The following is a 26,781-nucleotide window of genomic DNA, read 5'->3' on the forward strand; positions in this document are numbered from 1 at the left end:
GTTGTCCTTCGGTCAACTGCTGGTAACTCATGGTAATCAAGTCATTTTGGTTTTGGCGATGAGAAGCGTACCACTATCAGCAGTTGACTTCCTCTCGCCAGTTTAACCATGAGTGTTGCACTTATTATCTGAATTCAGGCTAAAACGCTGCTCAAGCAGCGTTTTTTATGGCCATGAAAGCAAACATGGCGCAAGCTGGTCTAGGATATAAACAAGATACGCTCGCGATTGAGGAAGCGGTATGCGAACACGGATCACGCTCATTTTTTGGTTACTCGTTGCTTTTCCAGCCTTGGCCGCCCCGAAAGCCGATTATTGGGCAATGTGGGATACGCACAACCCCGCCAGCCAAGCCACATTTACTCATCACAGCTGGCAAGTATTACTCGATAAGTATTTACAGCCTCAAGGACAGCACACCTTATTTAACTACGCAGCCGTCACCGAGGCCGATAAAGCGACTCTCGATCATTACATTGGCATGCTCACCGCGCGCGACCCGCGCACCCTGACCAAAGACGAACAATACGCGTATTGGGTTAATCTCTACAATTCAGTCACCGTAAAGCTCATTTTGGACGCGTATCCTGTCCGTTCAATCACCAAACTCGGTGGCCTGTTTAGCTTTGGACCTTGGGATGATGAGGTGGTCACGGTGGCAGGTGAACCCCTTACCTTGAATGATATTGAACACCGCATTCTGCGCCCGCTATGGCAAGATCCGCGTACCCACTATGCGGTCAATTGTGCCAGCCTTGGCTGTCCGAACCTGCAGCCACAAGCCTTTCAAGCCGACACCTTGGAGGCACAATTAGAACAAGCCGCCTACACCTTTATTAACAGTGATAAAGGCGTCAGTCAGCAAGGCGAACAGTGGCAGCTTTCTTCTATCTATGAGTGGTTTAAGGCCGATTTTGGCGGCAGTGAACAAGGGGTGATCGCCCATATCAATCAATACCGCGATATCAAGCTTCCCGAGGATGCACGCTTAGACTATGACTACGACTGGGCGCTTAACCGAACCGCTGACTAAAAGGCTTGGTTAACCCTAAGCCAATCAGTACAATGGCGTGGTACTCATTGGGGAGCCTCTTGGCTGAGATTGCGCGCCGCGCTAAACCCATCGAACCTGATCCAGCTAACACTGGCGTAGGGATTGAGACTTGATGATGTCATCAACCAGCCTCAACACCCACGCCCAACTTAGGAGCGTGCTGTGAAAGTCATTACGTCTGTTTTAACCGTACTTTCTTTGTCTCTGTTATCGCTTGGCGCCCGCGCCGCTGACCCGCTGACTATTTATACCTACGACTCATTTATCGCCGAGTGGGGCGCAGGGCCGAAAATCAAAACCGCCTTCGAGAAACGCTGTAACTGTGAGGTCGAGTTTGTGTCCCTTGAAGACGGCGCAGCCTTGCTCAACCGCATGCGGATTGAAGGCAGTACCACCAGCGCCGATATCGTGCTGGGTATGGACACCAATTTAATGAAAGAAGCGGAGCGGAGCGGCATTGTCGCCGAGCACGCAGTGAATACGGAGCGCCTACAGGTACCCGGCGGTTGGGATAATCCCTACTTTATCCCCTACGATTACGGCTACTTTGCCTTCGTGTATGACACCACGCGCCTGCTCGATCCGCCCAAGAGCTTGAAAGCCTTGATTGAAGATCGTGATGACATCAGTGTGATTTACCAAGATCCCCGTGTCTCCACCGTTGGCCAAGGCTTAATGCTGTGGATCCAGAAAGTATACGGCGATCAAAGTCAGCAAGCATGGCGTGATCTCGCGGAGAACACCATTACCGTGACCAAAGGCTGGACCGAGGCGTACAATATGTTCCTGAACAAGGAAGCAGACATGGTGCTCTCTTACACCACATCACCGGCTTACCATCTGGTTGCAGATGATGATGACCGCTTTGCCGCCGCGACGTTTGAAGAAGGCCATTATATGCAGATTGAAGTGGCCGCGAAATCAGCCTACACCGACCAGCCAGAACTGGCGGATGCGTTTTTACAGTTTATGATTAGCGATGAAGCGCAGTCGATCATTCCCCTTACGCAATGGATGTATCCTGTTACTGATATCACGTTACCAGATGCCTTCTATACCTTGAATAAACCCGAGAAGAGCCTGCTTTATCAACCCGATGAAGTGATGGGCAACCGTCAACAATGGGTGCGTGACTGGCAAACAGCGTTGGTTGAATAGTCGTCATGCTCAATCCTTCACGCACCTGGCCGGGCAGTCTCGCGGCCAGTCTCGTCGTGCTTTTAATTGGCAGCGCCCTATGGGCGCTGTTCTCTCACAGCCAAGATCTTAACCTTGAGGCACTATGGCAAGATGCCTACCTTCGTCACGTCACCGTATTTAGCTTCAAGCAAGCCACTTTATCAGTGATCCTCAGCGTGGGATTAGCGATTCCTGTTGCCCACGCCCTGTCGCGTCGCGAGTTTGCCGGTAAACGTTGGTTGTTGAAACTGTTTGCCATGACCTTAGTGCTGCCTGTGCTGATCGGGGTATTTGGCTTGGTGGCCATTTTTGGTCGCAGCGGCTTGATCGCCGACACCCTACAACATTTTGATCTTTCCATGCCGTTTTCCATTTATGGATTGAGCGGCATTTTGCTGGCACACGTGTTTTTCAACTTACCATTTTCCGCCCAGATCATGGTGCAAGCGCTCGAGGGGATCCCCGCCGATCAACGCCGCTTAGCGACGCAATTAGGTTTAGGTGGCTGGCAGCGTTTTCGTCACCTTGAATGGCCTTATCTTCGCCAAAGTTTGCCCCACATCGTCGGACTGGTGTTTATGCTCTGCTTTACCAGTTTTGCTACCGTCATGGCGCTTGGCGGCGGCCCCAAAGCCACCACCATAGAGCTGGCCATTTACCAAGCCATTCGCTTTGACTTTGACTTGCAAACCGGCGCGGCATTGGCGCTATGGCAGATGATGCTGTGCGGCACGATTGCGTTTGTGGTGCAAACATTCACACGCGCGGTGCCGAATACACCCAGTGAAGTATTACCGTTGCCGCATGCCCTCGATAGCCGAGCGGCGAAATGCTGGGATCTGCTCTGGATAACCTTGGTCTTGCTTCTCGTATTGCCGCCACTGGGTGTGGTGCTGTATCGCGGGCTCAACCCAAGTGCGCTCACTGTCCTTGCCGATACAGCGTTATGGCAAGCCACCATGCACTCATTATGGGTGGCCACCGGCGCGACCGCTATCGCATTTGTGTTGGCAATTGCGGTGATCTTAGCCAGCCGTCACTGGCGGTTTCATGGTCAAAAAAGGCGAGCCGATGGTATTGAGACGCTAGGAGCCATGATTCTGGTAGTGCCCAGTATCGTATTAAGTACAGGACTGTTTTTGCTGTTTCGCCAATTTAGCGATGTCTTTAGCCTCGCCTTGTGGTTGGTGATGGGAGTCAATGCCCTGATGGCGTTACCTTACTTGATTAAGGTGCTCAGTGCCCCCGCCTATCAAGTGGCGCAATCTTATCATGCACTCTGTGCCACCTTAGGCGTGCGTGGGATCACTCGCTTGCGCTTAATTGAATGGCAGTGCTTACGCCGCCCAATAGCACGTGGCCTCGCGGTCAGCTTTGTCCTCTCGATGGGCGATCTCAGCGCCATCTCTTTATTTGGTAGCCAACACTTTCAAACACTGCCTTTGTATCTATTTCGTCTGATGGGCAGTTATCAAATGGATGCGGGCGCCGCGGCGGCCATGCTGTTATTAGCGACCAGTTTAGGCAGCTACGCTCTGATCATCCGCCTCGTCCAATGGAGACACGCATGCTAACCCTTTCCAATATCACGTATCGCTACCAGCAAGCGTGGATGCACTTCGACGCCCACATTGCGCCGGGGGAGATTGTTGCTGTACTCGGCCCAAGCGGCGCCGGGAAAAGTACCTTACTCTCTCTGATTGCAGGATTGATTGCTCCTAATAATGGCGAGATTTTGATTGCAGGTAAGCCAGTCACTACCGCGCCGGCTCACCAGCGCCCACTCTCCATCCTGTTTCAGGAGCATAATGTCTTCACCCACTTATCGGTGTTTGACAACATGGCGATTGGACTTTCGCCCTCACTCAAGCTCAGTCACGCACAAAAAGAGAGCGTGAGAAGCGCCACGGACGCAGTGGGGCTGACACCTTATTTAGATCGTTTACCCGGCGCATTATCCGGCGGGCAGCGCCAGCGGATTGCACTCGGACGAAGTATTGCGCGTCAACAGCCTCTGTTATTACTTGATGAGCCTTTTTCAGCCCTTGACCCTGCGTTGAAAAAAGACATGTTAGCCTTAGTGAAACGGACCGCCCACGCGCAAGGTACAACCGTTTTGATGGTGACCCATCACCCCGACGATGCGAAAGCCATTGCCTCTCGTTTTCTCTACGTCGATGAGGGACAGATTGCCTTATCTCGCCCCGTGGCGGATCTGAATGCACCCCCACCGGCCATGCATCGTTATATGGGCATGATGGAATCCCCCTAATAGATGGCGCCTCCTCGATTGGCTTCTATACTGACAACAGGAATAGACCCTTTTAAGGAGGCGCTTTGTGCTCGCCAGTAGCATTCAGATACTCGACTCTATCGTCGATTTCACGGCCAAAACTGAAGTTGATGCGATTACCAAGAGCCTACTGACGTCGATCCTTGAGCTGACGCCTGTCAGTGAAGTAGTGTTACTCGATTACTGCTCTGGACTGAATCCCCCTTTTACGGTGCTGGGTACCAATGACAACAGCGCCTTTCAGCAAGAAAATATCGAACAAGTAGATGCACTGCTGGAAGACTGCCTCGAGAGCCAAGAGGTCACCATGCATCAGGCTTACGATCACACCTTGGTTGCTGTCCCTATCTATTACGAAAAAGACGAGGACATTCGCGGTGTCTTATGTGGCCGCGCAGAGCAATTAAACGAGGAACAGCTCGCTATGGTGTCTGGCCTCATTCACATCTATGAGAACTATCAACAAATCATTATGGCCAGCGAGCGAGACAGCTTCACCGGTCTATTCAATCGCAAGGTACTGACCAAAAAATTAGACCTGATTAGTGATCGCTTAGCGCAAGCGCCCGCGGCGATGGACAGCGACTTGGATCAGGCGAGTTATCCTTGGATTTGTATTTTTGATGTCGACCATTTCAAGCAAATTAATGATAACTTTGGCCATGTATTTGGCGATGAAGTCATTTTGTTGCTCGCGTCTTTAATGCGACAAACCTTTTCTGTCGAAGACACCCTGTTTCGCTACGGCGGGGATGAATTTGTGGTGTTACTTCATCCTTGCACACGCGCCATGGCCGAACAAAAAGCCAATACCTTTATTGCCAATGTCAACGCGCGCGACTTTGGCGCGGCGGAAACCGTGACCATTTCCATGGGCGCAACGCGTATCGATAAAGCGCATCAGAGCACCAGTACCTTATTGGGTAATGCGGATCAGGCGCTTTATCACGCCAAGCAAAACGGTCGCAATCAAGTGGCTTTCTACGAAGAATTGCTGGAAAGCGGCATCATCAAAACCTTTGTTGCCGCCGACGATGTCGAGCTGTTTTAACTTTAGAAAAACACGGCGGCTAAGCCGCCGGCTCGGTTAAAGGTTTTCTTCGGCAAACTCGGCAAGACGACTGCGTACTACCCCGTTGAGGTATACGCACGCACTGCCCTCGAAATTTTTAAATCGCTCGACAATGTAAGTCAGCCCTGAGGTGACCGGCGTGAGGTAGGGGGAGTCGATTTGCGCTAAGTTGCCTGAGCAAACCAGCTTAGTCCCTTCACCACAGCGAGTGATAATGGTCTTCAGTTGCGAGGCAGTCAGGTTCTGACACTCATCCAAGATCACAAACGCGTTTTGAATCGAGCGACCACGCATAAAGTTAATCGACTTAAACTGTAAGTTGGCTTTCTCCATGATGTAACGCATCGAGCCATCCGTGCATTCATCATTCATGTGCAGCGCTTCTAACGTATCGGTCACCGCACCCAGCCAAGGCAACATTTTCTCCTCTTCCGTGCCTGGCAAAAAGCCGATCGACTCGCCAATATCTGGAGTGTTTCGGGTAACGATGATCTTGTCATACATTCCCTTTTCCACCACCTGTTCTAGCGCGGCGGCCATCGCCAGAATGGTTTTTCCGCACCCTGCCGGCCCGGTCAAAATGGTTAGATCAATGGTCGGGTCCAGTAACGCGTCCATCGCCATGCCTTGGTAGATATTTTTCGGCTTTACATCCCAAGCGGTGCGGTGCATCAGTCGCTCGCGACTAAGGTCTTTAATGATCGCTTTTTCACCATTGATGGCTTGAATGCGTGCCGCGAAATCGTCGCTTTCATCCAACAAGTACTGGTTAACGAACGGCGTTTCCAATAATTCAGACGGTAAGGTGTGGAGGGTATCTGAGCCATACGCTTGGCTATCACATTCCCCGACTTTGTCCCAAAAACTGCCCTCAAAGGTATGAAACCCTTTGGTCAGCAATCGCACATCGTCAATCAATTGATCCGTGCGATAGTCTTCCACATACATCACTCCCGCGCCTTTAGCGCGCAGTCGCATATTAATATCTTTGGTCACCAATACGACTTTGCGTGGTGAGCGTTTGGTTTGTAGATATAGCACCGCATTTAAAATTCGGTTATCGCCAGCCTTGTCAGCAAAGGCGTGTACCGTTTCTTTAATTTCAAAGTCGGCCAGTATCGATACGGTGCCCGTCGCATCCCCTTTACCGACGGCAATACCCTCGCCGATTTCATCGGGAGTTGCTTCTTTAAAGATATCTTCCAACGCTCGAATCGCGACACGCGCATCTCGTGAGACATCACGCTTGCTGTCTTTGATGCGGTCAAGCTCTTCGAGGACGGTCATGGGGATCACAACATCGTGTTCTTGGAAGGAGTAAATAGCGAAGGGTTCGTGGAGGAGAATATTGGTATCCAATACAAACAGCTTCCGGTCGGCGTCGCCCATAGGCACCTCCTGTGTCGGCAGTTCACTGTCGGTGACAGCGCTTAAGTTAAGCGTAGACCTGGCATTGGGAATTCCCAATCTATTTCGCTGCGCCACGTCACGCTTTTATCTTTGCCGCGTGATAATGACGTTTGTGTGTCAGCGTGACCTTTGCGGGGATTCATTGAGTTTCATCGTGACGCTCCTCACAAGTTCGAGTACTATTGGCGGCCAATTTTTTCAGTGCCACACTGAATAGCACAGTATTTAAACGGCGCCGCTGTCGCGGGGCTGCGTCTTCGACAATCGAGTTAATTCAGAGGTTTTCCCCTATGTCATTTGCGCTTGGACAACGTTGGATCAGTGATACGGAGCATGATCTAGGACTGGGCACCGTGGTGTCTGTTGACGGCCGTACCGTGACCCTAATGTTTCCTGCTAGTGATGAAACACGGCTGTATGCCAGCCACGATGCACCCGTTACCCGGGTGATGTTCAACCCGGGCGATGAGGTGGAAAGCCATGAAGGCTGGACCATGACAGTCTCGCGTGTTGAGGAAAACGACGGGGTATTAACCTATATCGGTACACGCAATGATACTGGCGAAGACGAGGTGTCTCTGCGCGAAATCTTGCTCAGTCACCAGATTCGTTTTAACAAACCGCAAGACAAGCTGTTTGCTGGCCAACTTGATCGCATGGATCGTTTTGCCCTGCGCTATCGTGCGCTGACCAATCAACACCAGCAACTGCGCAGCCCATTACGCGGTCTAACCGGCATGCGTGCCGGCCTGATCCCCCATCAGCTTTACATTGCTCATGAAGTCGGTCGCCGTCATGCGCCACGCGTATTGCTTGCCGATGAAGTCGGCTTGGGTAAAACCATTGAAGCGGGCATGATCATCCACCAGCAGGTGCTGGCAGGTCGCGCAGAGCGAGTCTTGATCGTGGTGCCCGAAACCTTGCAGCACCAATGGTTGGTCGAGATGATGCGCCGCTTTAATCTGCACTTCTCAATTTTTGATGAAGAGCGCTGTGTTGAGGCCCTAGCGGATGCCTACAACCCCTTTGATACCCAACAGTTGGTCCTGTGTTCGCTGGAGTTTTTGCGTAAAAATCGCCGTCGTGTCGAACAAGTCTGTGAGACCCACTGGGATCTGCTAGTGGTCGATGAGGCGCATCACCTGTCATGGGCACCGGATGCCCCCAGCCGCGAATACCAAATCATTGAGAGCATCGCCGAACATACACCGGGCGTGTTGCTACTCACTGCCACACCGGAGCAACTTGGCCAACAAAGCCACTTTGCTCGCCTGCGTCTGCTCGACCCAGATCGCTTCTACGATTACGACGCCTTTGTGGAAGAGGCAGTGCAATACGCGCCAGTAGCAGAAGCGGTTGAAGCTTTGCTTGCCGATGCGCCTCTGAGTGATGCGGCACAACATAGCATCCGCACCTTGCTCCAAAGCGACAATTTGGAGCAGCGCTTGGCGCTCATCCACAGTGATGATGAGTCGACTCAGCGCGATGCTCGCCAACAGTTAATTGACGATCTCATGGACCGCCACGGGACCGGTCGTGTTCTCTTCCGTAATACTCGTGCAGCAATCAGCGGATTTCCAACCAGAAAGCTGCACATGCATGCACTTACTTTACCTAAACAGTATCAAACAGCCATGCGCGTTGCCGAGATGATGGGCGGCCGTCTCGCAGGGGAACAAAAGGCGGTACAAAACCTTTATCCTGAAGACATTTATCAACAGTTCGAAGGCGACAGTGCCAGCTGGTGGGGCTTTGATCCGCGTATCGATTGGTTGCTCGATTACCTGAAAACGCACCGTAACGATAAAGTCCTGATCATTTGTTCACGGGCGCAAACCGCCTTGACCTTAGAGCAGGCGCTGCGTGAGCGCGAAGGCATTCGTGGCACTGTGTTCCACGAAGGCATGTCGATTGTCGAGCGAGACAAAGCCGCGGCTTACTTTGCCCAAGAGGAAGGGGGCGCGCAGGTGTTGATCTGCTCGGAGATCGGCTCAGAAGGCCGGAACTTCCAGTTTGCGCATCAGTTGGTGATGTTCGACTTACCCATGAACCCAGACCTTTTGGAGCAGCGTATCGGTCGTCTTGACCGTATCGGCCAGCAACAAGATATTGCCATTCACGTCCCCTATCTTGAAGGCACCGCGCAAACTATTTTGGCACGCTGGTATCACGAAGGTCTCGACGCGTTTGAAGATACCTGCCCAACCGGTCGTGCGGTGTTCGAGCAATACGGCGAGACCTTACTGACCCTGCTGGCCGCAAACCAACAAGACGACGCCCTCAGCACGCTGATCGAAGACAGCGCTGCCATGAACCAGCGCCTCAAAGCGGAAATGGAGCAAGGTCGCGATAAACTGTTAGAAATGCATTCACATGGTGGGGATGCGGCGAAACAGTTAGCGCAGACGATTGCCGACCAAGATGGCGATACCGGCTTGGTCACCTTTACCTTGGGGCTATTTGATACCATCGGCGTCAACCAAGATGACAAAGGGGAAAATGCGCTGGTAGTCACACCATCAGAACATATGATGGTTCCGAGTTATCCGGGTCTACCCATCGATGGCTGCACCATCACCTTTGATCGCGATACAGCGCTCAGTCGCGAAGACGTCCAGTTTGTCTCGTGGGAGCACCCTATCGTGCGTGGCGGTATCGACTTGCTACTGAGCGAAAACATTGGCACCACCGCAGTCTCTTTGCTCAAAAACAAAGCGCTGCCGGTGGGCACCTTGTTCCTCGAACTTATCTATGTGGTGGATGCCCAAGCGCCGAAATCAAGCGGGATTCATCGCTTCTTACCGCAAACGCCGGTACGTGTCTTGCTGGATGCGAATGGCAACGATTTATCCGCCAATGTGGAGTTTGAGGGTTTCCATCGCCAGTTAAGCCCCGTCAATCGCCATTTGGGCAGCAAAATGGTTAACTCGGTACAAAGCCAAGTTCACCGTTTGATTGAAAAAAGTGAGCCTTTAGCTGAAAAAGCACTGGGGGAGATTCAAACCCGTGCTCACCAAGAAATGGAAAGCGAGCTGACCCAAGCCTTGGCGCGTTTAGAGGCACTCAAAACCGTCAACCCCAATATCCGTGATGATGAGTTGGATGCCCTACGCGAGCAAATCAGCACCCTTTCACATCACATTCAACACGCGCAGATTGAATTGGACGCCTTGCGTCTGATTGTGGTCAGTCATCAATAATTAAGCGTTAGGCGGGGCCAGCCGGCCCCGATATATCCTATGGCAATGACAGAATACCATCCCCCCACCGAACCTTGGCTTGATATTCTCTATCAAGATGCGGATTTGGTGGTGATCAATAAACCCAGCGGTTTACTGGCCAACCCTGGCCGCGATCCGGCCCACTACGATAGTGCATGGTCACGGGTGAAAGACGCCTTTCCCGCAGCGGAGCTGGTCCATCGCTTAGATATGTCGACGTCTGGTGTGATGGCCTTTGCCGCCCACAAAGAGGCTGAGCGAAACCTTAAGGCCCAGTTCCGAGATCGTATTCCGACCAAACTTTACTACGCCGAAGTCTGGGGGCATCCTGCTGATCATGAAGGGCACATTGATTTGCCGCTGATTTGTGATTGGCCTAACCGCCCGCGCCAAAAGGTCTGCTTTGAGCATGGGAAGCCATCACAGACACACTATCGCTGCTTAAACACCTTCCCTAAGACCAGTTTGATGGCCTTGTACCCGCTGACAGGGCGCTCGCACCAGCTTCGTGTGCACATGCAATCGTTGGGACATAGCATCGTTGGCGATGAGTTTTACGCCTCTCCAGAGGCACTCGACTATGCCTCTCGCCTTCATTTGCACGCGGCCGAGCTGAGTTTATTACACCCAACAACCGGCGACGTCATGCATTTTCACGCCCCCTGTGAGTTTTATACCACGATGCCCACTAATCGACTTGCCGATGAGTATCAGCTGGCCTCACCCAGCGCGACCTAGCACCCCGAATTGCCCTCGCGTTCGCTGAAACGATTGCACAATGTGACGATATTTCGCACCCTAGAGCCATGGATTGAGACACGGAGATCAACATGGCTCAGCGTACCCCCGTCAATATCGTCTTTCTCGACCGTAACACCATTCCAGCCCATATTGTGCTGCCCACACCTCGCTCGCCCCATCACTGGCAAGCCTATGGTGAAACACAGCCTGATGAGGTCGTGTCGCGTTTGCAAGAGGCCGAGGTCGCCATCACCAATAAAGTGGTCATCGATGAGACGGTGCTCGCCGCCTGTCCTAACCTCAAACTGATTGCGGTGGCCGCCACTGGGGTGAACAATGTCGACTTAGCCGCGTGCCAAGCGCGTGGAGTGCAAGTGTGTAACGTCCAAGGTTATGCCACTCAATCGGTACCTGAACACGTCATCGCCCTGATCTTTGCACTTAAACGTCAATTGCTCGGCTACCACCTCGACGTCCAACATGGCGCATGGCAACAGCATGGTCAGTTTTGCTTTTTTACTCACCCAATCGGCAGCGTAGCCGGCAGTAAACTAGGGATTATCGGTAAAGGGGTTTTAGGCGAGGCCGTTGCACGTTTGGCACGCGCAGTCGGCATGACAGTCATGTTTGCTGAGCACCACGGAGCCACTCATTGCCGGGAGGGTTATCTACCCTTTGATGAGGTGATCAGCCGCGCCGATATCCTCTCGTTACACTGCCCGTTAAATCCGAACACCGAAGCTTTAATTAACCGTGATGTCCTCGCCTGCATGCCAAATCATGCCTTATTGATCAATACAGGACGTGGCGGGTTAGTTGATGAACACGCGCTCCTCGACGCCCTAAAAACCGGTCAAATTGGTGGCGCAGGACTAGATGTGCTGAGCGAAGAGCCAGCCCCTGATGATCACCCGCTTATCACCGCATCACTGCCGAATTTAATCGTTACTCCTCACATTGCATGGGGAGCAGATGAAGCGGTGAATCGGCTCAGCCAGCAACTGATGGATAACATTGATGGCTATCTGCGAGGCACACCACAGCACACCTTGATTAATTAACACGGCCGCCCGCTAAAGATCGCGGGCTTTTTTAATCACATCGTAAGCTTTTTGAATTTCTTGTGCTTTTTCTTTCGCCAATTCCATCATCTCAGGGGGTAACCCTTTGGCCATCAGCTTGTCAGGATGGTGTTCATTCATCAACTTACGGTATGCCTTTTTCAATTCCTGAGCAGAAGCTGAGGAATCCACACCGAGAACCTCATAGGCATCATCCACTTCACGTTGACGCGGTGGTGCTCCCGCCCCACCCGTGTGCTGGTGCCAATCTCCTTGGTAGCCTTGGCTAAATCGAAACGCGGCTTCTTGCATACGCAGACGCTGCTCAAGTTGCTGCGCGGAAAAACCCAATCCCTCCGCAATGATATACAGTAACTCACGCTCTTTCGGATGCAGCTCTCCGTCCGCAAACGCCGCTTGTACCTGCACTTCAAGGAAAAAGCTAAGCAGATCGCGCCGCCCTTGGCTTAACGCCCGGATCCCATTCAAAGTCTCTTGGAGCGGGAAATCACCGCCTTTTCCTTCTCGAAAAGCGTCTTGCGCGGATTGCCTCGCCGCCCCATGCAACTGCATGCGATCCATAATTAAGCTGGCTAGACGAATCTCTTCCTGTGTGACTTGCCCCTTGGCCTTTGCCACATGTCCCATCACAGCAAAGGTGCCATGAAAAAAGACACGTTGCGCCTCGGCACCTTGAGCACCGAAACCTCCGCCAAAACCGCCCAGTGAAGCGCGTTGTTTGGCTTTATCAAACTGATGACCTAAGAACAGGCCAAGAAAAAAACCGAATGGGCCTCCCAGTAAAATGCCGAGAAAAGCGCCAATTACCTTGCCATATAGTTGCATGCCATGGTCTCATTGCTGGTTTCACACCCTGCACATTTACAGGTGATGCCGGGCGTAAATTGATTTATGATAATCGCATTTTGCAGCCAAAGCATACTGATGCGTTGCCTTCGTGTACACCACGCTATCAGATAAAACAGGAATGTCTTCTTCAATGTCACCGACTGCACGCAGCTTTTTAGCCACCATGATTAGCCTGGCGCTCTATGGCCCAGCGCTTGCTTTTGCCAATGCGGACTCCGCCGACACACCTTGCCCGGACAGCGAGGCGCGCTGTATTCCTCCCAGTGAACAAACGCAAGATGTGAACAACGCCCCGATTCGCGTTGTGGCTGATCGCGCCGAAGCCCAATCAAACGAAAAAGCCATTTACAGCGGCAACGTTGAGGTTACCCAAGGGCATCGTAAAATGACCGCGGATACCGCTACGCTGCGCGACCCTGAGCGTATTGTCACCGCCCAAGGCGATGTGGTCTTCAATGATGGGCAAATGATGGTGACCTCAGATTACCTGCAGGCCAACCTTGACACGGAAGACACCACACTCAATAACGCACAGTACAAAATGCTGTGTACACCGGGGCGCGGTGAAGCCAAACGGGTATTTAAAAATGGTACTACCTTCTATGAAATGGAAGACGGTACCTTTACCACCTGTCCGGATGAAGATAAAAGCTGGCGCTTTTCGGCTTCTAAAATCGAAAAAGAAGAAGACAGCCTGTTCGCCGACTTGTATCACCCCAAATTTGAGGTGATGAATGTGCCCGTCTTTTACCTGCCTTATTTGCGTGTACCGGTCGAGGATGGGCGCTTAACGGGTTTCCTCTATCCATCGGTGTCGTGGAGTGATCGCGACGGGGTTGAGCTAGAAACCCCGTTTTATTGGAATATTCACCCACAACTTGATGCCACCATTACGCCGAAATACATGTCGGAGCGTGGCGTTCAGCTTAACACCAATATTCGTTATTTAGCGCCATTCGGATACGGCTCGTTATATTCCGAGTACCTTCCTGACGACCAACTCAATCCTGAACTGGATGAGCGTTGGGGCTTCAACTGGAAACACAGTGGCGTCCAAGGTCACTGGCGCTATGAGGCCGATTACAGCAAAGTCAGCGATATTGCTTACTTTCAGAATATCGACTCCGATGTGGGTAAACGGGAAGACAATACCTTGCTACAAACCGGCGAAATCAGCTATCGCGGGTTAGATTGGAATAGCACGGTACGTGTCCGAGATTTCCAAGCACTGACTGAGAATACCAGTGTCTATCGCCTCATGCCGCAGCTAGACCTTAATTACTATGCGCCGCAAACCTTGGGCTGGGCGGATATTAGCTTGCCCGCACAATTGAGCGTGTTTGCCAGTGATGACCCGAACAAACCTGAAGCCACCCGGACCCATTTGGCGCCGACCTTAAGCATTCCCTTCACGCGTCCTTGGTTTAGCGCTACCGCCGAAGCAAGCATGCTCTACACCCATTATGACCAGCGCTTTGATAACGCCTCACCGGATGCTGAGTCGACCGCCAAACTGAGTAAGTCGGTCGAGCGGAAAATCCCTACATTGCGGTTACACTCAGGGCTGGTGCTTGAGCGTAATTTCTGGGCGATGGGGCGCAACTTTAGCCAAACCCTTGAGCCACAAGTTCAGTACTTGTATATCAAGGATGTCAATCAAAGTGATATCTACAACCCAGTGAACTACAACGGGGGCGGATACGATACCGCACGCTTGCAAACCGATTACTATGGCCTATTCCGCGGTAATCAGTTCAGTAGTATCGACTTTATCAATCCCGCTAACCAGCTCACCTACGGGGCTACCACGCGCTTTTACGACAGCGGTTATAAAGAGCGCTTTAACCTGTCGTTTGGTCAAATTTATTATTTTGATCGCTCCTCGGATGACGATGTGGATGCGTTCGACTATTCCGCGTGGGCGCTCGAAGGGGAAGCTAATTTCAACGATAATTTCTTTGTTCGCGGCTCCATGCAGTACGACAGCAACTTGAGTGAGTTGCAATTCGGTAACGCGATTGCTGAATATCGACAAAGCGGCTTTTACGCGCAAACCAGCTATCGTTACGTGGCGCAGGACTACATAGTGTCGACCTTGCCAAACCGAGATATCAGCAAGCTAACTGACGATGGGTTGTCGCAAGCAGGGATCGTGACAGGCTTCCCACTTTGGAATGGGCTGAGCTTTAAAGGGCAATACTGGCGCGATCTTACCCAAGATGTCATGCTGGAAAACCAGTTTAGCCTGACTTATCGCTCCGACTGCTGGGTCATTGGACTGAGCTACAATGAGTACTTGCTCTCGCGCTCTAACATCAACAGCGATCCTGAATACGACAACAACGTCACCCTCTCGTTTAGTCTGCTGGGTCTCGGCGCACAAAGCGGTTTCAATTTCAGTACAGACTCAGGAAACGCCCTTGGCTACCGCGATCCTTTTGCGCTGAAGAACTAACACGGCGCACTGTGGTCTGGACAGTAGAACGATTTTTTTAGAAGTGGACAAAGCATGAACAAATGGAGTCACGCCCTCATCACTGGCGTTTTAGTGTTGCTTACACCTTTTTCCCACGCAGCGCCCAAAGAGCTGGATAGCGTGGTCGCTGTAGTTAACGACGGGGTTGTGCTGAACAGTGATATGGAAGCCATGCGTCGCACCGTGACCCTGAACGCACAACAAAATGAGCGTCAATTGCCGCCAGCTTCTGTGTTGGAAGAGCAAATGCGCGAACGCTTAATTGTTGAAGAGCTGCAATTACAAGAAGCGAAGCGTTTAGGCATTCAAATTGACGATAGCCAGCTACAGCAGGCAATTACTAATATCGCCAAAGAACAGTCGCTGAGCCTTGATGAGCTGCGCAAACAAGTTAGCGCGCAAGGTACCTCTTGGGCGCAATACCGCGAACAAGTGCGCCGCGAGCTGACAATTTCAGAAGCACGCAATGCCCAAGTGCGTCGTCGGATCAGTATTTTGCCGCAAGAAGTCGAATCCTTGGCTAAACAACTGAACGAACAGCAATTGCAAAAAGTGCGCTACAAGCTGTCTCACATCCAACTAAAGCTGGATGATGACGCGGATAAAGCCACGCGCGAAGCCGTGAAAAAGCAAGCATTTGAGCTTGTCGACAAACTACGCCACGGTGGAAAAGTTGCTGATTTGGCCATGGCATACTCGAAAGGGCCGAAAGCGCTCGACGGGGGAGATTGGGGTTGGCTACGTTTAGAGGAAATGCCAACCATCTTTGCCGACCAGATCAGTAACCAAGGGAAAGATGCCATTATTGGCCCCTTCCGCAGTGGTGTGGGCTACCATATTCTTAAAATCACCGATGTAGAAGGACTCGAGACCGTCGCGGTGACTGAGGTAAAAGCGCGTCATATTTTGATTAAGCCATCGATTGTCCTTAGTGACAAAGGTGCGCAAAAAGAGCTGAATGACATCATCGCCCAGATCAAACGGGGTGATCAGAGTTTTGCCGATTTGGCCAAACAGTACAGTGATGACCCTGGCTCGGCCGTCAATGGGGGTGACTTAGGCTGGTCAACCACAGATGTCTATGTCCCTGCCTTTAAAGCCAAAGTGGATGCCCTTCCACAAGGCCAGATCAGCGAGCCATTCAAAACGGTACATGGCTGGCATATTGTTGAAGTCACCGACCGTCGCGAAGTGGATAAAACCGATGCAGCGGTGAAAAACCGAGCCTATCGTATGCTGTTTAACCGCAAGTTTAACGAAGAAGCACAAGCATGGTTGCAAGAGTTACGCGCCGGTGCGTACGTTGAGGTACTCGGCGATGACCGTTAAGCGTATTGCCATCACCCCGGGAGAGCCTGCGGGGATTGGCCCTGATTTAATTTTAGCGATGGCACAACATCCTTGGCCACACCAACTGGTGGTGGTGGCCAATCGAGACATGTTGGTAGAACGCGCCAAGACACTTGGTCTATCAGTGACGCTTGAGCACTACGACGCCACGCAGCCAGCCACGCCACACCAAGCCGGTACGCTGATTGTCGAAGATATACCGCTCGGCGCGCCTGTAGTAGCGGGCCGATTAGATGAAGCCAATGGCCGCTACGTGCTTGAAACACTGACACGCGCTGCTGAAGGGAATCTCAACGGTGAATTTGCTGCCATTGTCACTGGCCCCGTTCACAAAGGCATTATCAACCGTGCTGGTGTTTCATTTAGCGGTCATACGGAGTTTTTTGCCCAACACGCGAACGTCAATCAGGTCGTGATGATGCTGGCCACTGAAGGCTTGCGTGTCGCACTCGTGACTACCCATATCCCGCTCGCCTACGTCGCCAAAGCGATCACCCGAGAGCGTCTGCATGATGTGATTGCGATTTTGCATCAAGACTTGCAAGAGAAATTCGCCATCAAGCAGCCACGTATTTATATCTGTGGTCTCAACCCGCACGCAGGGGAAGACGGCTGTCTGGGTCGCGAAGAAATTGACATCATTGAACCTGCGCTCGACGAGTTACGCGAGCAAGGGATGGACTTGGTCGGACCGCTCCCTGCTGATACGCTTTTCCAAGAGAAATATCTGCAAGATGCCGATGCTGTACTGGCGATGTATCACGACCAAGGCTTACCTGTGTTAAAATTCAAAGGATTTGGGCGCTCAGTGAATATCACTTTGGGTCTCCCTTTTATCAGAACATCAGTAGATCATGGTACCGCACTGGATTTAGCAGGTACTGGTACGGCGGATACAGGAAGCCTGCGGACGGCCATCTCCCACGCCATTGAATTAGTAGATAGCAAAGCATGAGCGATAAAGTCCACCAAGGCCACCGCGCCAGAAAACGTTTCGGACAAAACTTCCTAAACGACCCTTACATCATTGACGGCATTGTTTCGGCCATCAATCCGCAATCCGGTGAAAATCTGGTTGAGATTGGTCCGGGACTGGGCGCGTTGACTGAGCCTGTCACTGAGCAAGTGGATCATCTAAACGTGGTCGAGCTTGACCGCGATCTGGCCGCCCGCCTGCGTAGCCACCCATTTATGGCCAGCAAGTTAACCGTTCACGAAGCGGATGCGATGCAGTTTGATTTTGCCGAGCTTGCCAAGCAAGGGCCTTTGCGGATTTTCGGTAATCTGCCTTACAACGTCTCGACCCCTTTGATGTTCCATCTGTTTTCATTTGCAGGCCATGTGCAAGACATGCACTTTATGTTGCAAAAGGAAGTGGTAAACCGCTTGGCGGCGGGTCCAGGAACCAAAGCGTACGGTCGATTAACCGTTATGGCGCAATATTACTGTCAGGTCATTCCGGTACTAGAAGTCCCACCCAGCGCGTTTAAACCTGCGCCTAAAGTGGACTCGGCTGTGGTTCGCCTCATCCCACACAAAACGCTGCCGCACCCTGCAACGAGCATGCAATGGTTAGAGCGCGTTTGTCGTGAGGGCTTCAACCAACGCCGTAAAACCATACGTAACGGTTTCAAATCCTTGGTGAGTGTGGACACACTGACCGAGCTCGGTATTGATCCTAGTTTGCGACCGGAGCATTTGACGCTGGAGCAGTTTGTCAACTTGGCAAACTGGCTGGACGCCAACCATCAACAATAAACAGGAGCCTTGACTTGCAAGCCACCGATAACCCGCAATTCGAGATTAATATCGCGACCCAATACGTCGAAGATCAATCCGAGCCGGACAACGAGCGCTTTGTGTTTTCTTACACCGTCACCATTAAAAACCAAGGTGATGCGCCCGCACAGTTGATGCGACGCAAGTGGTTAATCACAGATGCCAACGGTAAAGAGCTCGAGATTGAGGGCGAAGGCGTGGTGGGAGAGCAACCCAGTATTGCCGCGGGAGAAAAGTATACCTATACCAGTGGCACCATCATTGAAACGCCTGTGGGCGTGATGCAGGGTTTCTATACCATGCAAGATCAAGCCGATAACCAGTTTAAAGTGGAAATTGAGCCGTTCCGCCTCGCGCTCCCTAACATTCTTCACTAACGTCCCTCAAGGAGGCCACACATGGCTACCTATCTTATCGGGGATATTCAAGGTTGTTACCAAGAACTACGCGCGCTGTTGGCGCGCGTTGATTTCTCCCCCGCTCACGATACCCTCTATGTCGCTGGTGATTTGGTCGCTCGCGGGCAGGACTCCTTATCCGTATTGCGCTATCTTCATGGGCTCGGCGCGTCAGCCAAGATAGTCCTTGGCAACCACGATCTGCATCTATTAGCCGTTGCACACGGGATTAAACCGGCCAAGCCAAAAGACCGTACCCAGCCGATCCTCGACGCGCCAGACCGAGAAACATTGCTTCAATGGTTAGCGGCTCAGCCTCTGTTAATCGACGAATCAGCGCGAGACGACGGTGGCTTTTTGCTGACCCACGCGGGGATTAGCCCACAATGGGATAAAGCGACGGCTGTCGCCTGCGCGCGTGAAGTCGAAGCCATACTGCACAGCAATGAGCAAGCGTGGTTATTACGACATATGTATGCGGATCAACCCGATCACTGGGAGGAAACGTTGGAAGGCCTGCCTCGCTACCGCTATATCATTAATAGTTTGACCCGGATGCGATTTTGCTGGCCCGATGGTCGCCTCGATATGCAATGCAAGCTACCTCCCTCGAAAGCGGCAGATACTGGTCTCATCCCTTGGTTTGCGGTGGCGCGCCAACAACCACTGGGACACGCGATTGTGTTTGGCCATTGGGCGGCTTTAGGGGGAACCATCCAGCCCGGCTTATACGGGCTGGATACAGGCTGTGTTTGGGGCGGTGAGTTAACCTTGCTGCGTTGGGAAGACAAGGTTTGCTTTACCCAACCAGCGCTCAATAACGGTGCTTAACCACGCTCCCAAACCGTAAAAGTCAGTGGGTGGGCGTTTTTCTCGTCCGGTGCATGAGTTTCACTAGCCACTTGCGTCCACCCTTCACCCCAATCAGGGAAACGAGTATCGCCTTCAACATGGGTGTCGATAAAGGTGAGATACAAGCGGTCTGCGCGCGGTAAAAACGCGTCATAAATGGTCCCACCGCCAATCACCATCACCTCAGCCACATCGCCCACCGCGGCCAGCGCCTGCTCAGGCGAAGCGACCACGGTCACACCGTCTGGTTGATAGTCAGGATCGCGGCTGATCACAATATTGGTACGCTTTGGTAAAGGGCGGCCAATCGACTCAAAGGTTTTACGCCCCATCACCACAGGATGCCCTAGGGTGGTGCGCTTAAACCACGCTAAATCAGCCGGCAAATGCCAAGGCATCTGGTTATCTTTTCCAATTACTCGGTCTTTTGCCATTGCGGCAATTAAGCTGACTCGCATTACGCTGGCCTCATTGAATTAAATCACTGGTCGGCGACGATAAAATAATAACCCCGGCATCGCAAGACCAATGGCTAATGCGGCCAAGATAAACCCAGCGCTAATCAAATTCTCCATCAAGCTGGCCCACAAGGTCGGCGTGTATCCTTGGTTATTGATAGTCACCAAGGCGATCATCGCTTTAAACGCGTAAACGCCGGGGATCATGGGAATAATGGCGGCGACGGTAAATACCTTAGGATGGGCCAGAAAGCGCTGAGACCAATACACCCCTAAAAACCCGATGGTGGTGGCGCCCGCGAGCGTCGCCCACTCGATAGCCATACCCGACTCCATCAACACAAACCTTAGCCCATGACCAATCGCGCCGCCGTAAGCGCAGTATTTGAGCGCTTTGGCAGGCACATTGAAGACCAAGGCAAACCCCACCGCGGGGATCATGGCAAAAAACATATCTTCCAATAGGGCAAGCAGCAAACTCATAACCACCCCCATGCGCCGACAAGATTCATCGCCCCGACAATACCGAGCGCGGTGGCGAGGGTCAGTAACGACGCCATGGTCCAGCGTGCAATCCCCATATCGACAAATCCTTTCACCATGTCAGAGACCGCGTTAATGAGCGGATAACCCGGCACCAACATCAACACCGACGATGCCATGATCAGAAAAGGTTCATTGCCCCAATTCATCACCGTCCCCACGCTTGAAATTAAGGTGGTCACCATGGCGGTAAGCGCAAAAGTGAGCAAAGGATTAAACTGACGGTGGGCAAGTAGTTGGCGCACACGCATGCCGCACGCCGATGCGACAAAGGTTAAGGCAAAGATAACCGCATCACCACCGGCCAACCGGCTAAACGCGGCACAGGAAAGCCCTATCATGCCCACCACTAGCCAAGGAGGATAACGATGAGGCTTGATGCGGGTGAGACGCTTACGCACCGCTGGCGCGTCGAGAATGCCCTTTTCCGCGAGGATCACCGTGCGCTGAATATCCGTTACCACCTGCATATTGATCCCGCGGTCGGGGCACTGTCTCGCCGTGGTAATGCAATGGCCGCGGTTCAAGGTGGTGACCACCAATGAACTGGCTGATAGCGCGAGCTCGACACTGTCTAGCCCCAACGCTTTGCCCAAGCGAATGCTAACATCGCTCACCAGTTTACTCTCTGCACCATGTTGCAAAAGTCGCTGCCCGACTTCTATGACCAAACGTGAAATCGCACGCTGTTCTGGTTCGGTTAACCGTCTCGTCACCCGCTATCCCTCTCGCCTTTATCTACTGTCGCAGTATTGATGAATAACTGCTTAAAATCTTTGATGCAAATAAAACACCTCCGATTTCCTTGTCGGAATTGGGCAGCGTACCTTTTTCTGCGCTCAGCCAATACAGCGGCGATCAAACATGGCGACGATAGGCATAAAAAAACCGCTGCTCGTGAGCAGCGGTTGTCAGATTAAGGCTTGTAGATGATTTCGACGTCGTAGTCGTCTTCATCCCAATCGTCCCAATCATCGTCGTCATCGTCCGACTGATTGAGTTTCTTCTCGTGGTAATCATCCCACTTGAAGGCCACCGTTTCATCCTCTGGTTCAACCTCTGGCGTCGGTGCCGGTAAGGTATCAATAAAGCCCATCAGATCGTAAATCAGTGGCTGGACGTTCGCCTTGTTGATCGCAGAGATCGCGTAATATTTATCATCCCACGCGAGCGCCTCTAACACACGGTCGATTTGCTCTTGCGCCTGCTCTTCTGGCATGAGGTCGACTTTGTTAAAGACCAACCAACGCGGCTTATCTGCCAGCTTCTCACTGTATTGGTTTAACTCATCAATGATGGTAAACGCATTGTCGACCGGATCGGTACCATCCACAGGCATTAGATCAATCATGTGCAACAAGACACGGCAGCGCTCAAGGTGTTTCAAGAAGCGAATACCCAGTCCCGCGCCATCGGCAGCCCCTTCAATCAGGCCCGGAATATCCGCCACAACAAAGCTTTTATCGGCAGCGACACGGACCACGCCAAGGCTTGGCACCAAGGTGGTAAAGGGGTAATCAGCGACCTTTGGTTTAGCTGCCGACACCGCGCGAATAAAGGTTGATTTACCCGCATTCGGCAAGCCTAACATGCCCACATCGGCGAGGAGCAACAGCTCTAGGCGCAGCTGACGGACTTCCCCTTTAGTCCCCATGGTTTTTTGGCGTGGCGCGCGGTTGACGGATGATTTGAATCGGGTATTACCCAACCCATGGAAGCCGCCTTTTGCCACCATGACTTTCATGCCATGTTGGGTCAAATCGGCAATCACTTCACCAGTATCTTCATCGACAGCACGGGTACCAACAGGCACATTCAGCACCAAATCATCACCGCGTTTTCCGGTACAGTTACCACCGCGACCATTTTCACCACGCCCTGCGGCATGAAAGCGCTCGAATTGGTAATCAATCAGGGTGTTAAGGTTCTCGTCGGCGAGCAGGTATACATCACCGCCATCGCCACCGTCGCCGCCATCTGGGCCCCCTTTGGGCACATACTTTTCACGTCGGAAGCTGACGGTACCATTGCCGCCGTCACCCGCGTCTACGCGAATTATCGCTTCATCTACAAACTTCATGCTAACTTCTCCGCACCAGCGGCCAGAAACATCTCGTTCCCGGGCTGCTAGCCTTATCCCAGATTGGTGTGTGGCGATCTTATCGATCTTAGGATCAATTTTCAGCCTTGGCTGACTTTCTGCTTACCGTGGATTGGCGGCGGCTCGACGAGGGATCACCAGACACAATAAAAAGCCCCGCCAAGTGGCAGGGCTTCAAAATTCGCTTGGCGTTGAAACTTATTCAGCTTCGATAGTAACGAATTTACGGTTCTGAGGACCTTTAGTCTCGAACTTCACTTTACCGTCGGTCAAAGCGAATAGAGTGTGGTCTTTACCGCAACCTACGTTAGTACCTGCGTGGAATTTAGTACCACGCTGACGCACGATGATGTTACCTGCTAGAACAGACTCACCACCGAAACGCTTAACACCTAGACGTTTACTTTCTGAATCGCGGCCGTTTTTAGTAGAACCGCCAGCTTTTTTGTGTGCCATCTCTTCTCTCTCCTAACTCTTAAGCGCTGATGCCAGTGATTTTCACTTCAGTGAACCACTGACGGTGGCCCATTTGCTTGCGAGAATGTTTACGACGACGGAATTTGACGACTTTCACTTTATCGCCACGACCGTGGGTAACAACTTCCGCTGTTACTTTACCGCCACTAACAAATGGCGCGCCAACTTTAACGTCTTCGCCGTTTGCTACTAGCAGCACGTTGTCAAATTCAACACTTTCGCCAGTTTCAACGTCTAGCTTTTCCAAGCGAATAGTCTGGCCTTCGCTTACTCGGTGTTGCTTACCACCACTTTGGAAAACTGCGTACATGGTTTACTCCGCATTTCCGCACGGCCTACTGCGTTTAATATTTGAGCAGTAAGGGGTGCGCATATAATTCATCAATAGGGCGCGAATTCTACGGTAGAAATTGATTTGAGGCAAGAGGGGATCGCAAGAAAATTGGTGAAAAGCTGCTCAGCATAGATTCCCACACTTTTTGCAGGCCTGAGAGCTATCTCGTCGCACGTGATTTGGTGTACCATTGATACCTTAAACACCCGCGCTAGCGCCGATACTGACCCTGAAAGTACGCCAACGCTGATACGTCATGCGTCTTTCATCCATCACGTCGTAGAAACGTGCAGTTTTGTGGCGGCAAGCAAGCAACTAGGACAAAGCCCGGATTTTATTCATGGATTTCAAATCAATCCAAGCCTTGATCAGTGATGACATGGCGCAGGTCGATCAAAAAATACTGGCTCAACTCAATTCTGACGTCGCGCTTATTAACCAACTTGGCTTTTACATCGTAAACAGCGGGGGTAAGCGCTTACGCCCTATGTTGGCGGTTCTTGCGGCGCGAGCCCTTGGGTATCAAGGTGAAAAGCACACCACAGCGGCCGCGTTTATTGAGTTTATTCATACCGCTACCTTGCTTCATGATGATGTGGTCGATGAATCGGATTTACGCCGTGGCAATGCAACGGCCAATGCCATGTTCGGTAATGCCGCCAGTGTGCTGGTCGGCGACTACATCTACACCCGCTCATTCCAAATGATGACCAGTTTGCGCTCATTGAAGATATTGGATCTGATGAGTGAGGCCACCAATGTTATTGCCGAAGGGGAAGTGCTGCAGTTAATGAACTGTAACGACCCAAATACCACCGAAGCGAGCTACATGCAGGTGATCTACTCTAAAACCGCACGTCTTTTTGAGGCAGCGACCCAGGTCGGGGCCATTCTCAACGACGCGGATCCGGAGACAGAAAAAGCCTTCCAAGACTATGGCCGCTATTTGGGAACGGCGTTTCAGCTGATTGATGATGTCATGGACTACACCAGCGCGGATGACGAAATGGGTAAACATGCCGGCGATGATCTAGCCGAAGGGAAACCGACGCTCCCTTTGTTGCATGCGATGCAACACGGCACTGAGCATCAATCGGCTATGATCCGCGAAGCCATTGAGAAGGGGAATGGACGGGACAAACTCGAGACGATTTTGGCCTGCATGGACCAATGTGGCTCCTTGTCCTATACCCGTGAGCGTGCAGAGCAAGAATCAGAAAAGGCGATTCGCGCCCTAGATGGTTTAGCAGATTCGGATTACAAGGCCGCCTTAGTCGCGTTGGCAAAATTGGCGGTTAACCGGAATAAGTAACCACACGCGTCTATCGCTATTTAGCGACAAGCAAGCATAAAAAACGGCGCATATCGCGCCGTTTTTTCATCGATGAAGGGGCTATTTCGCCGCGAATTCTTCACCCATTTGAATGTCTTTACGCAAGGTGTCGAGCATATCGTCCATCGCTTTTTGCTCAAACGCGCTCAGCTCACCGATGCTCAAGATTTCTTCCACACCGTTTTTACCCAGACGCACCGGTTGGGCAAAGAAGCGCGCGTGCTGACCATCGCCTTCCACGTAGGCACACTCCACCACATTTGACTCACCTTGTAGCGCGCGCACTAGAGATAGGCCGAAACGGCACGCTGCTTGCCCCATCGACAAGGTCGCAGAGCCGCCACCTGCTTTGGCTTCGACAACTTCTGTGCCCGCATTTTGGATACGTGGCGTAAGTGCTGCGACTTCTTCGTCAGTAAAGCTCACTCCTTTCACCTGAGACAGCAAAGGCAAAATGGTAACGCCCGAGTGACCGCCGATCACCGGAATGGAAACCTCACGCGGATCCATGCCTTTTAGCTCACCAATAAAAGTTTCAGAGCGAATCACATCCAAGGTGGTGACGCCGAACAATTTGTTTTTATCGTAGACGCCTTTGGCTTTGAGGACATCCGCCGCAATCGCCACTGTCGTGTTCACAGGGTTGGTGATAATACCGACACACGCTTTCGGGCAAACATCGGCAATTTTTTCCGCCAAGGACTTAACAATACCGGCGTTTACGTTGAACAGATCTGAGCGGTCCATGCCAGGCTTACGGGCGACGCCAGCAGAAATCAAGACCACGTCCGCGCCTTCCAGCGCTGGGGTTGGGTCTTCACCGCTGTAGCCTTTAATAGAAACCGGGGTTGGGATATGGCTTAAATCCACAGCTACCCCAGGGGTAACCGGTGCGATATCGTACAGAGCCAAGTCGGAACCCGCTGGCAGGTTATTTTTTAGCAGTAGGGCTAACGCCTGACCAATGCCTCCCGCGGCGCCAATCACAGCAACTTTCATGTCGTTCTCCTTTCGATATTTCTTATAGTCCGGATCCGGTCCGGCTTCTGTTCGGGCACAAATCGCCACGTAATGGTGCGAACTGTGGGCTCATCATATGCCCGCCTATGCGTGCACTCAAGCGTCAAGCGGTGATGATCAGCCAAAGCTCTCATTTTTCTTTTTGCTGCGTTGAAATCGCGTGAATCGAGTTAGGAACAGTGATGCTGTCGCCAATTTGTGGGGTCAGCAATTGCCCTTCGGTGAATGTATATGCAAAATAGCCACTCGTTTGTCATTGCGAGTCAGCCGTCATGCGTAACTCAGAAAAACAAGACCAATTGGTTCGGGCGTTTAAAGCCATCCTCAAAGAAGAAAAGTTCAGTTCTCAGGGCGAGATCGTGGAAGCCTTACGTGCTCAAGGATTTGAGGGCATTAACCAGTCGAAAGTGTCGCGCATGTTGACCAAGTTCGGCGCTGTACGTACCCGAAATGCCAAGATGGAGATGGTGTACTGCCTTCCTATCGAATTAGGCGTGCCGACCACGGGCAGCGCATTGCGCGAGCTGGTGATGGAAATCGACTATAACGAAGCGGTTGTCGTCATTCACACTGGTCCAGGCGCGGCACAATTAATTGCCCGTTTACTGGACTCTCTTGGCAAGGCAGAAGGGATTTTGGGCGCAGTCGCTGGGGATGACACCATCTTTATCACACCAACCCGTGGCACCACCACAGAGGCACTTTTTGAAGCCGTCTGTGACCTGTTTGAATACCACTACTAATCTTTTTATCAGGCAG

The 26,781-nt window shown here is 52.0% G+C and carries 25 protein-coding genes and 1 riboswitch; of the genes, 16 read left to right on the forward strand and 9 right to left on the reverse strand.

All coding sequences use genetic code 11. From position 1 onward, the window contains the following. Nucleotides 1-241: 241 nt before the first annotated feature. From BGK46_RS11985 to BGK46_RS12005, 5 genes are all read left to right on the forward strand, one after another. Entirely contained in the window at nucleotides 242-1,033 is a 792-nt protein-coding gene (locus BGK46_RS11985) for a DUF547 domain-containing protein (RefSeq protein ID WP_069589570.1), read from the forward strand. Between the two features lie 38 nt (nucleotides 1,034-1,071). Continuing rightward, a riboswitch (TPP riboswitch) is annotated at nucleotides 1,072-1,173 on the forward strand. 52 nt (nucleotides 1,174-1,225) lie between these two features. After that, on the forward strand, nucleotides 1,226-2,212 hold the full coding sequence (thiB, locus tag BGK46_RS11990) for a thiamine ABC transporter substrate binding subunit (protein WP_069589736.1): 987 nt from the start codon (nucleotides 1,226-1,228) through the stop codon (nucleotides 2,210-2,212). A 5-nt stretch (nucleotides 2,213-2,217) separates the two neighbouring features. Next, entirely contained in the window at nucleotides 2,218-3,807 is a 1,590-nt protein-coding gene (gene thiP, locus BGK46_RS11995) for a thiamine/thiamine pyrophosphate ABC transporter permease (RefSeq protein ID WP_069589572.1), read from the forward strand. Beyond that, nucleotides 3,801-4,505 carry a thiamine ABC transporter ATP-binding protein gene (gene thiQ / locus BGK46_RS12000; protein ID WP_069589573.1) on the forward strand — a complete coding sequence of 235 codons (705 nt, stop codon included), beginning with the start codon at nucleotides 3,801-3,803 and terminating at the stop codon, nucleotides 4,503-4,505. Before thiP ends, thiQ begins: the two co-directional genes overlap by 7 nt. 67 nt (nucleotides 4,506-4,572) lie before the next feature. After that, entirely contained in the window at nucleotides 4,573-5,577 is a 1,005-nt protein-coding gene (locus BGK46_RS12005; RefSeq protein WP_069589575.1) for a GGDEF domain-containing protein, read from the forward strand. A 36-nt stretch (nucleotides 5,578-5,613) separates the two neighbouring features. On the opposite strand, the gene BGK46_RS12010 is transcribed toward BGK46_RS12005, so the two are convergent. Beyond that, the gene (locus BGK46_RS12010; RefSeq protein ID WP_069589577.1) at nucleotides 5,614-6,987 is read right to left on the reverse strand and encodes a PhoH family protein; all 1,374 of its coding nucleotides are present in this window, start codon (nucleotides 6,985-6,987) and stop codon (nucleotides 5,614-5,616) included. Nucleotides 6,988-7,298: 311 nt separating this feature from the next. On the opposite strand from BGK46_RS12010, the gene rapA reads away from it, so the two are divergent. From rapA to BGK46_RS12025, 3 genes are all read left to right on the forward strand, one after another. Then, a complete protein-coding gene (gene rapA / locus BGK46_RS12015; RefSeq protein WP_069589578.1) occupies nucleotides 7,299-10,208 on the forward strand; it encodes an RNA polymerase-associated protein RapA in 2,910 nt (969 codons plus the stop codon). Nucleotides 10,209-10,247: 39 nt separating this feature from the next. Next, a complete protein-coding gene (gene rluA, locus BGK46_RS12020) occupies nucleotides 10,248-10,967 on the forward strand; it encodes a bifunctional tRNA pseudouridine(32) synthase/23S rRNA pseudouridine(746) synthase RluA (protein WP_069589580.1) in 720 nt (239 codons plus the stop codon). An 86-nt stretch (nucleotides 10,968-11,053) separates the two neighbouring features. Continuing rightward, on the forward strand, nucleotides 11,054-12,031 hold the full coding sequence (locus tag BGK46_RS12025) for a D-2-hydroxyacid dehydrogenase (RefSeq protein WP_371440487.1): 978 nt from the start codon (nucleotides 11,054-11,056) through the stop codon (nucleotides 12,029-12,031). Between the two features lie 12 nt (nucleotides 12,032-12,043). On the opposite strand, the gene djlA is transcribed toward BGK46_RS12025, so the two are convergent. Further along, nucleotides 12,044-12,877 carry a co-chaperone DjlA gene (gene djlA, locus BGK46_RS12030; RefSeq protein WP_069589584.1) on the reverse strand — a complete coding sequence of 278 codons (834 nt, stop codon included), beginning with the start codon at nucleotides 12,875-12,877 and terminating at the stop codon, nucleotides 12,044-12,046. 154 nt (nucleotides 12,878-13,031) lie between these two features. Here djlA and lptD point away from each other — a divergent pair, with 154 nt between their 5' ends. From lptD to apaH, 6 genes are read left to right on the forward strand one after another with little or no spacing between them, the layout of a single operon-like run. Beyond that, nucleotides 13,032-15,356 (forward strand): LPS assembly protein LptD, encoded by a 2,325-nt coding sequence (gene lptD, locus BGK46_RS12035; protein ID WP_069589585.1) that lies wholly within the window; start codon nucleotides 13,032-13,034, stop codon nucleotides 15,354-15,356. Between the two features lie 54 nt (nucleotides 15,357-15,410). Beyond that, entirely contained in the window at nucleotides 15,411-16,706 is a 1,296-nt protein-coding gene (surA, locus tag BGK46_RS12040; protein ID WP_069589586.1) for a peptidylprolyl isomerase SurA, read from the forward strand. Continuing rightward, nucleotides 16,696-17,682 (forward strand): 4-hydroxythreonine-4-phosphate dehydrogenase PdxA, encoded by a 987-nt coding sequence (gene pdxA, locus BGK46_RS12045; protein WP_069589587.1) that lies wholly within the window; start codon nucleotides 16,696-16,698, stop codon nucleotides 17,680-17,682. Before surA ends, pdxA begins: the two co-directional genes overlap by 11 nt. Next, nucleotides 17,679-18,485, forward strand: coding sequence for a 16S rRNA (adenine(1518)-N(6)/adenine(1519)-N(6))-dimethyltransferase RsmA (gene rsmA / locus BGK46_RS12050; protein ID WP_069589588.1), 807 nt, complete (start codon nucleotides 17,679-17,681; stop codon nucleotides 18,483-18,485). The genes pdxA and rsmA overlap by 4 nt, the downstream gene beginning before the upstream one ends. A gap of 14 nt (nucleotides 18,486-18,499) precedes the next feature. Continuing rightward, nucleotides 18,500-18,883 (forward strand): Co2+/Mg2+ efflux protein ApaG, encoded by a 384-nt coding sequence (gene apaG, locus BGK46_RS12055; protein WP_069589589.1) that lies wholly within the window; start codon nucleotides 18,500-18,502, stop codon nucleotides 18,881-18,883. Between the two features lie 21 nt (nucleotides 18,884-18,904). After that, nucleotides 18,905-19,735 carry a bis(5'-nucleosyl)-tetraphosphatase (symmetrical) ApaH gene (gene apaH, locus BGK46_RS12060; RefSeq protein WP_069589592.1) on the forward strand — a complete coding sequence of 277 codons (831 nt, stop codon included), beginning with the start codon at nucleotides 18,905-18,907 and terminating at the stop codon, nucleotides 19,733-19,735. Here apaH and folA read toward each other — a convergent pair. The 6 genes from folA to rplU form a co-directional block, all read right to left on the reverse strand. Further along, nucleotides 19,732-20,214 carry a type 3 dihydrofolate reductase gene (gene folA / locus BGK46_RS12065; protein WP_069589594.1) on the reverse strand — a complete coding sequence of 161 codons (483 nt, stop codon included), beginning with the start codon at nucleotides 20,212-20,214 and terminating at the stop codon, nucleotides 19,732-19,734. The genes apaH and folA overlap by 4 nt on opposite strands. Before the next feature lie 18 nt (nucleotides 20,215-20,232). Beyond that, nucleotides 20,233-20,697, reverse strand: a complete 465-nt coding sequence (locus BGK46_RS12070) for a threonine/serine exporter family protein (RefSeq protein ID WP_069589596.1) — start codon at nucleotides 20,695-20,697, stop codon at nucleotides 20,233-20,235. Then, on the reverse strand, nucleotides 20,694-21,473 hold the full coding sequence (locus tag BGK46_RS12075; RefSeq protein ID WP_069589598.1) for a threonine/serine ThrE exporter family protein: 780 nt from the start codon (nucleotides 21,471-21,473) through the stop codon (nucleotides 20,694-20,696). Before BGK46_RS12075 ends, BGK46_RS12070 begins: the two co-directional genes overlap by 4 nt. A gap of 200 nt (nucleotides 21,474-21,673) precedes the next feature. Next, nucleotides 21,674-22,837 (reverse strand): Obg family GTPase CgtA, encoded by a 1,164-nt coding sequence (gene cgtA, locus BGK46_RS12080; RefSeq protein ID WP_069589601.1) that lies wholly within the window; start codon nucleotides 22,835-22,837, stop codon nucleotides 21,674-21,676. A 219-nt stretch (nucleotides 22,838-23,056) separates the two neighbouring features. Continuing rightward, entirely contained in the window at nucleotides 23,057-23,314 is a 258-nt protein-coding gene (gene rpmA, locus BGK46_RS12085) for a 50S ribosomal protein L27 (RefSeq protein WP_069589603.1), read from the reverse strand. Between the two features lie 19 nt (nucleotides 23,315-23,333). Beyond that, entirely contained in the window at nucleotides 23,334-23,645 is a 312-nt protein-coding gene (rplU, locus tag BGK46_RS12090) for a 50S ribosomal protein L21 (RefSeq protein ID WP_069589607.1), read from the reverse strand. Nucleotides 23,646-24,009: 364 nt separating this feature from the next. Here rplU and ispB point away from each other — a divergent pair, with 364 nt between their 5' ends. Continuing rightward, nucleotides 24,010-24,981 carry an octaprenyl diphosphate synthase gene (gene ispB / locus BGK46_RS12095; RefSeq protein ID WP_069589608.1) on the forward strand — a complete coding sequence of 324 codons (972 nt, stop codon included), beginning with the start codon at nucleotides 24,010-24,012 and terminating at the stop codon, nucleotides 24,979-24,981. An 81-nt stretch (nucleotides 24,982-25,062) separates the two neighbouring features. Here ispB and mdh read toward each other — a convergent pair whose 3' ends face one another. After that, nucleotides 25,063-26,001 (reverse strand): malate dehydrogenase, encoded by a 939-nt coding sequence (mdh, locus tag BGK46_RS12100; RefSeq protein ID WP_069589609.1) that lies wholly within the window; start codon nucleotides 25,999-26,001, stop codon nucleotides 25,063-25,065. Nucleotides 26,002-26,294: 293 nt separating this feature from the next. Between mdh and argR the strand changes: the two genes are divergently transcribed. Beyond that, on the forward strand, nucleotides 26,295-26,765 hold the full coding sequence (gene argR / locus BGK46_RS12105) for a transcriptional regulator ArgR (protein ID WP_069589610.1): 471 nt from the start codon (nucleotides 26,295-26,297) through the stop codon (nucleotides 26,763-26,765). Nucleotides 26,766-26,781 lie beyond the last annotated feature (16 nt).

This window comes from Salinivibrio sp. SS2, assembly GCF_001722075.1.
Taxonomy (GTDB): Bacteria; Pseudomonadota; Gammaproteobacteria; order Enterobacterales; family Vibrionaceae; genus Salinivibrio; species Salinivibrio proteolyticus.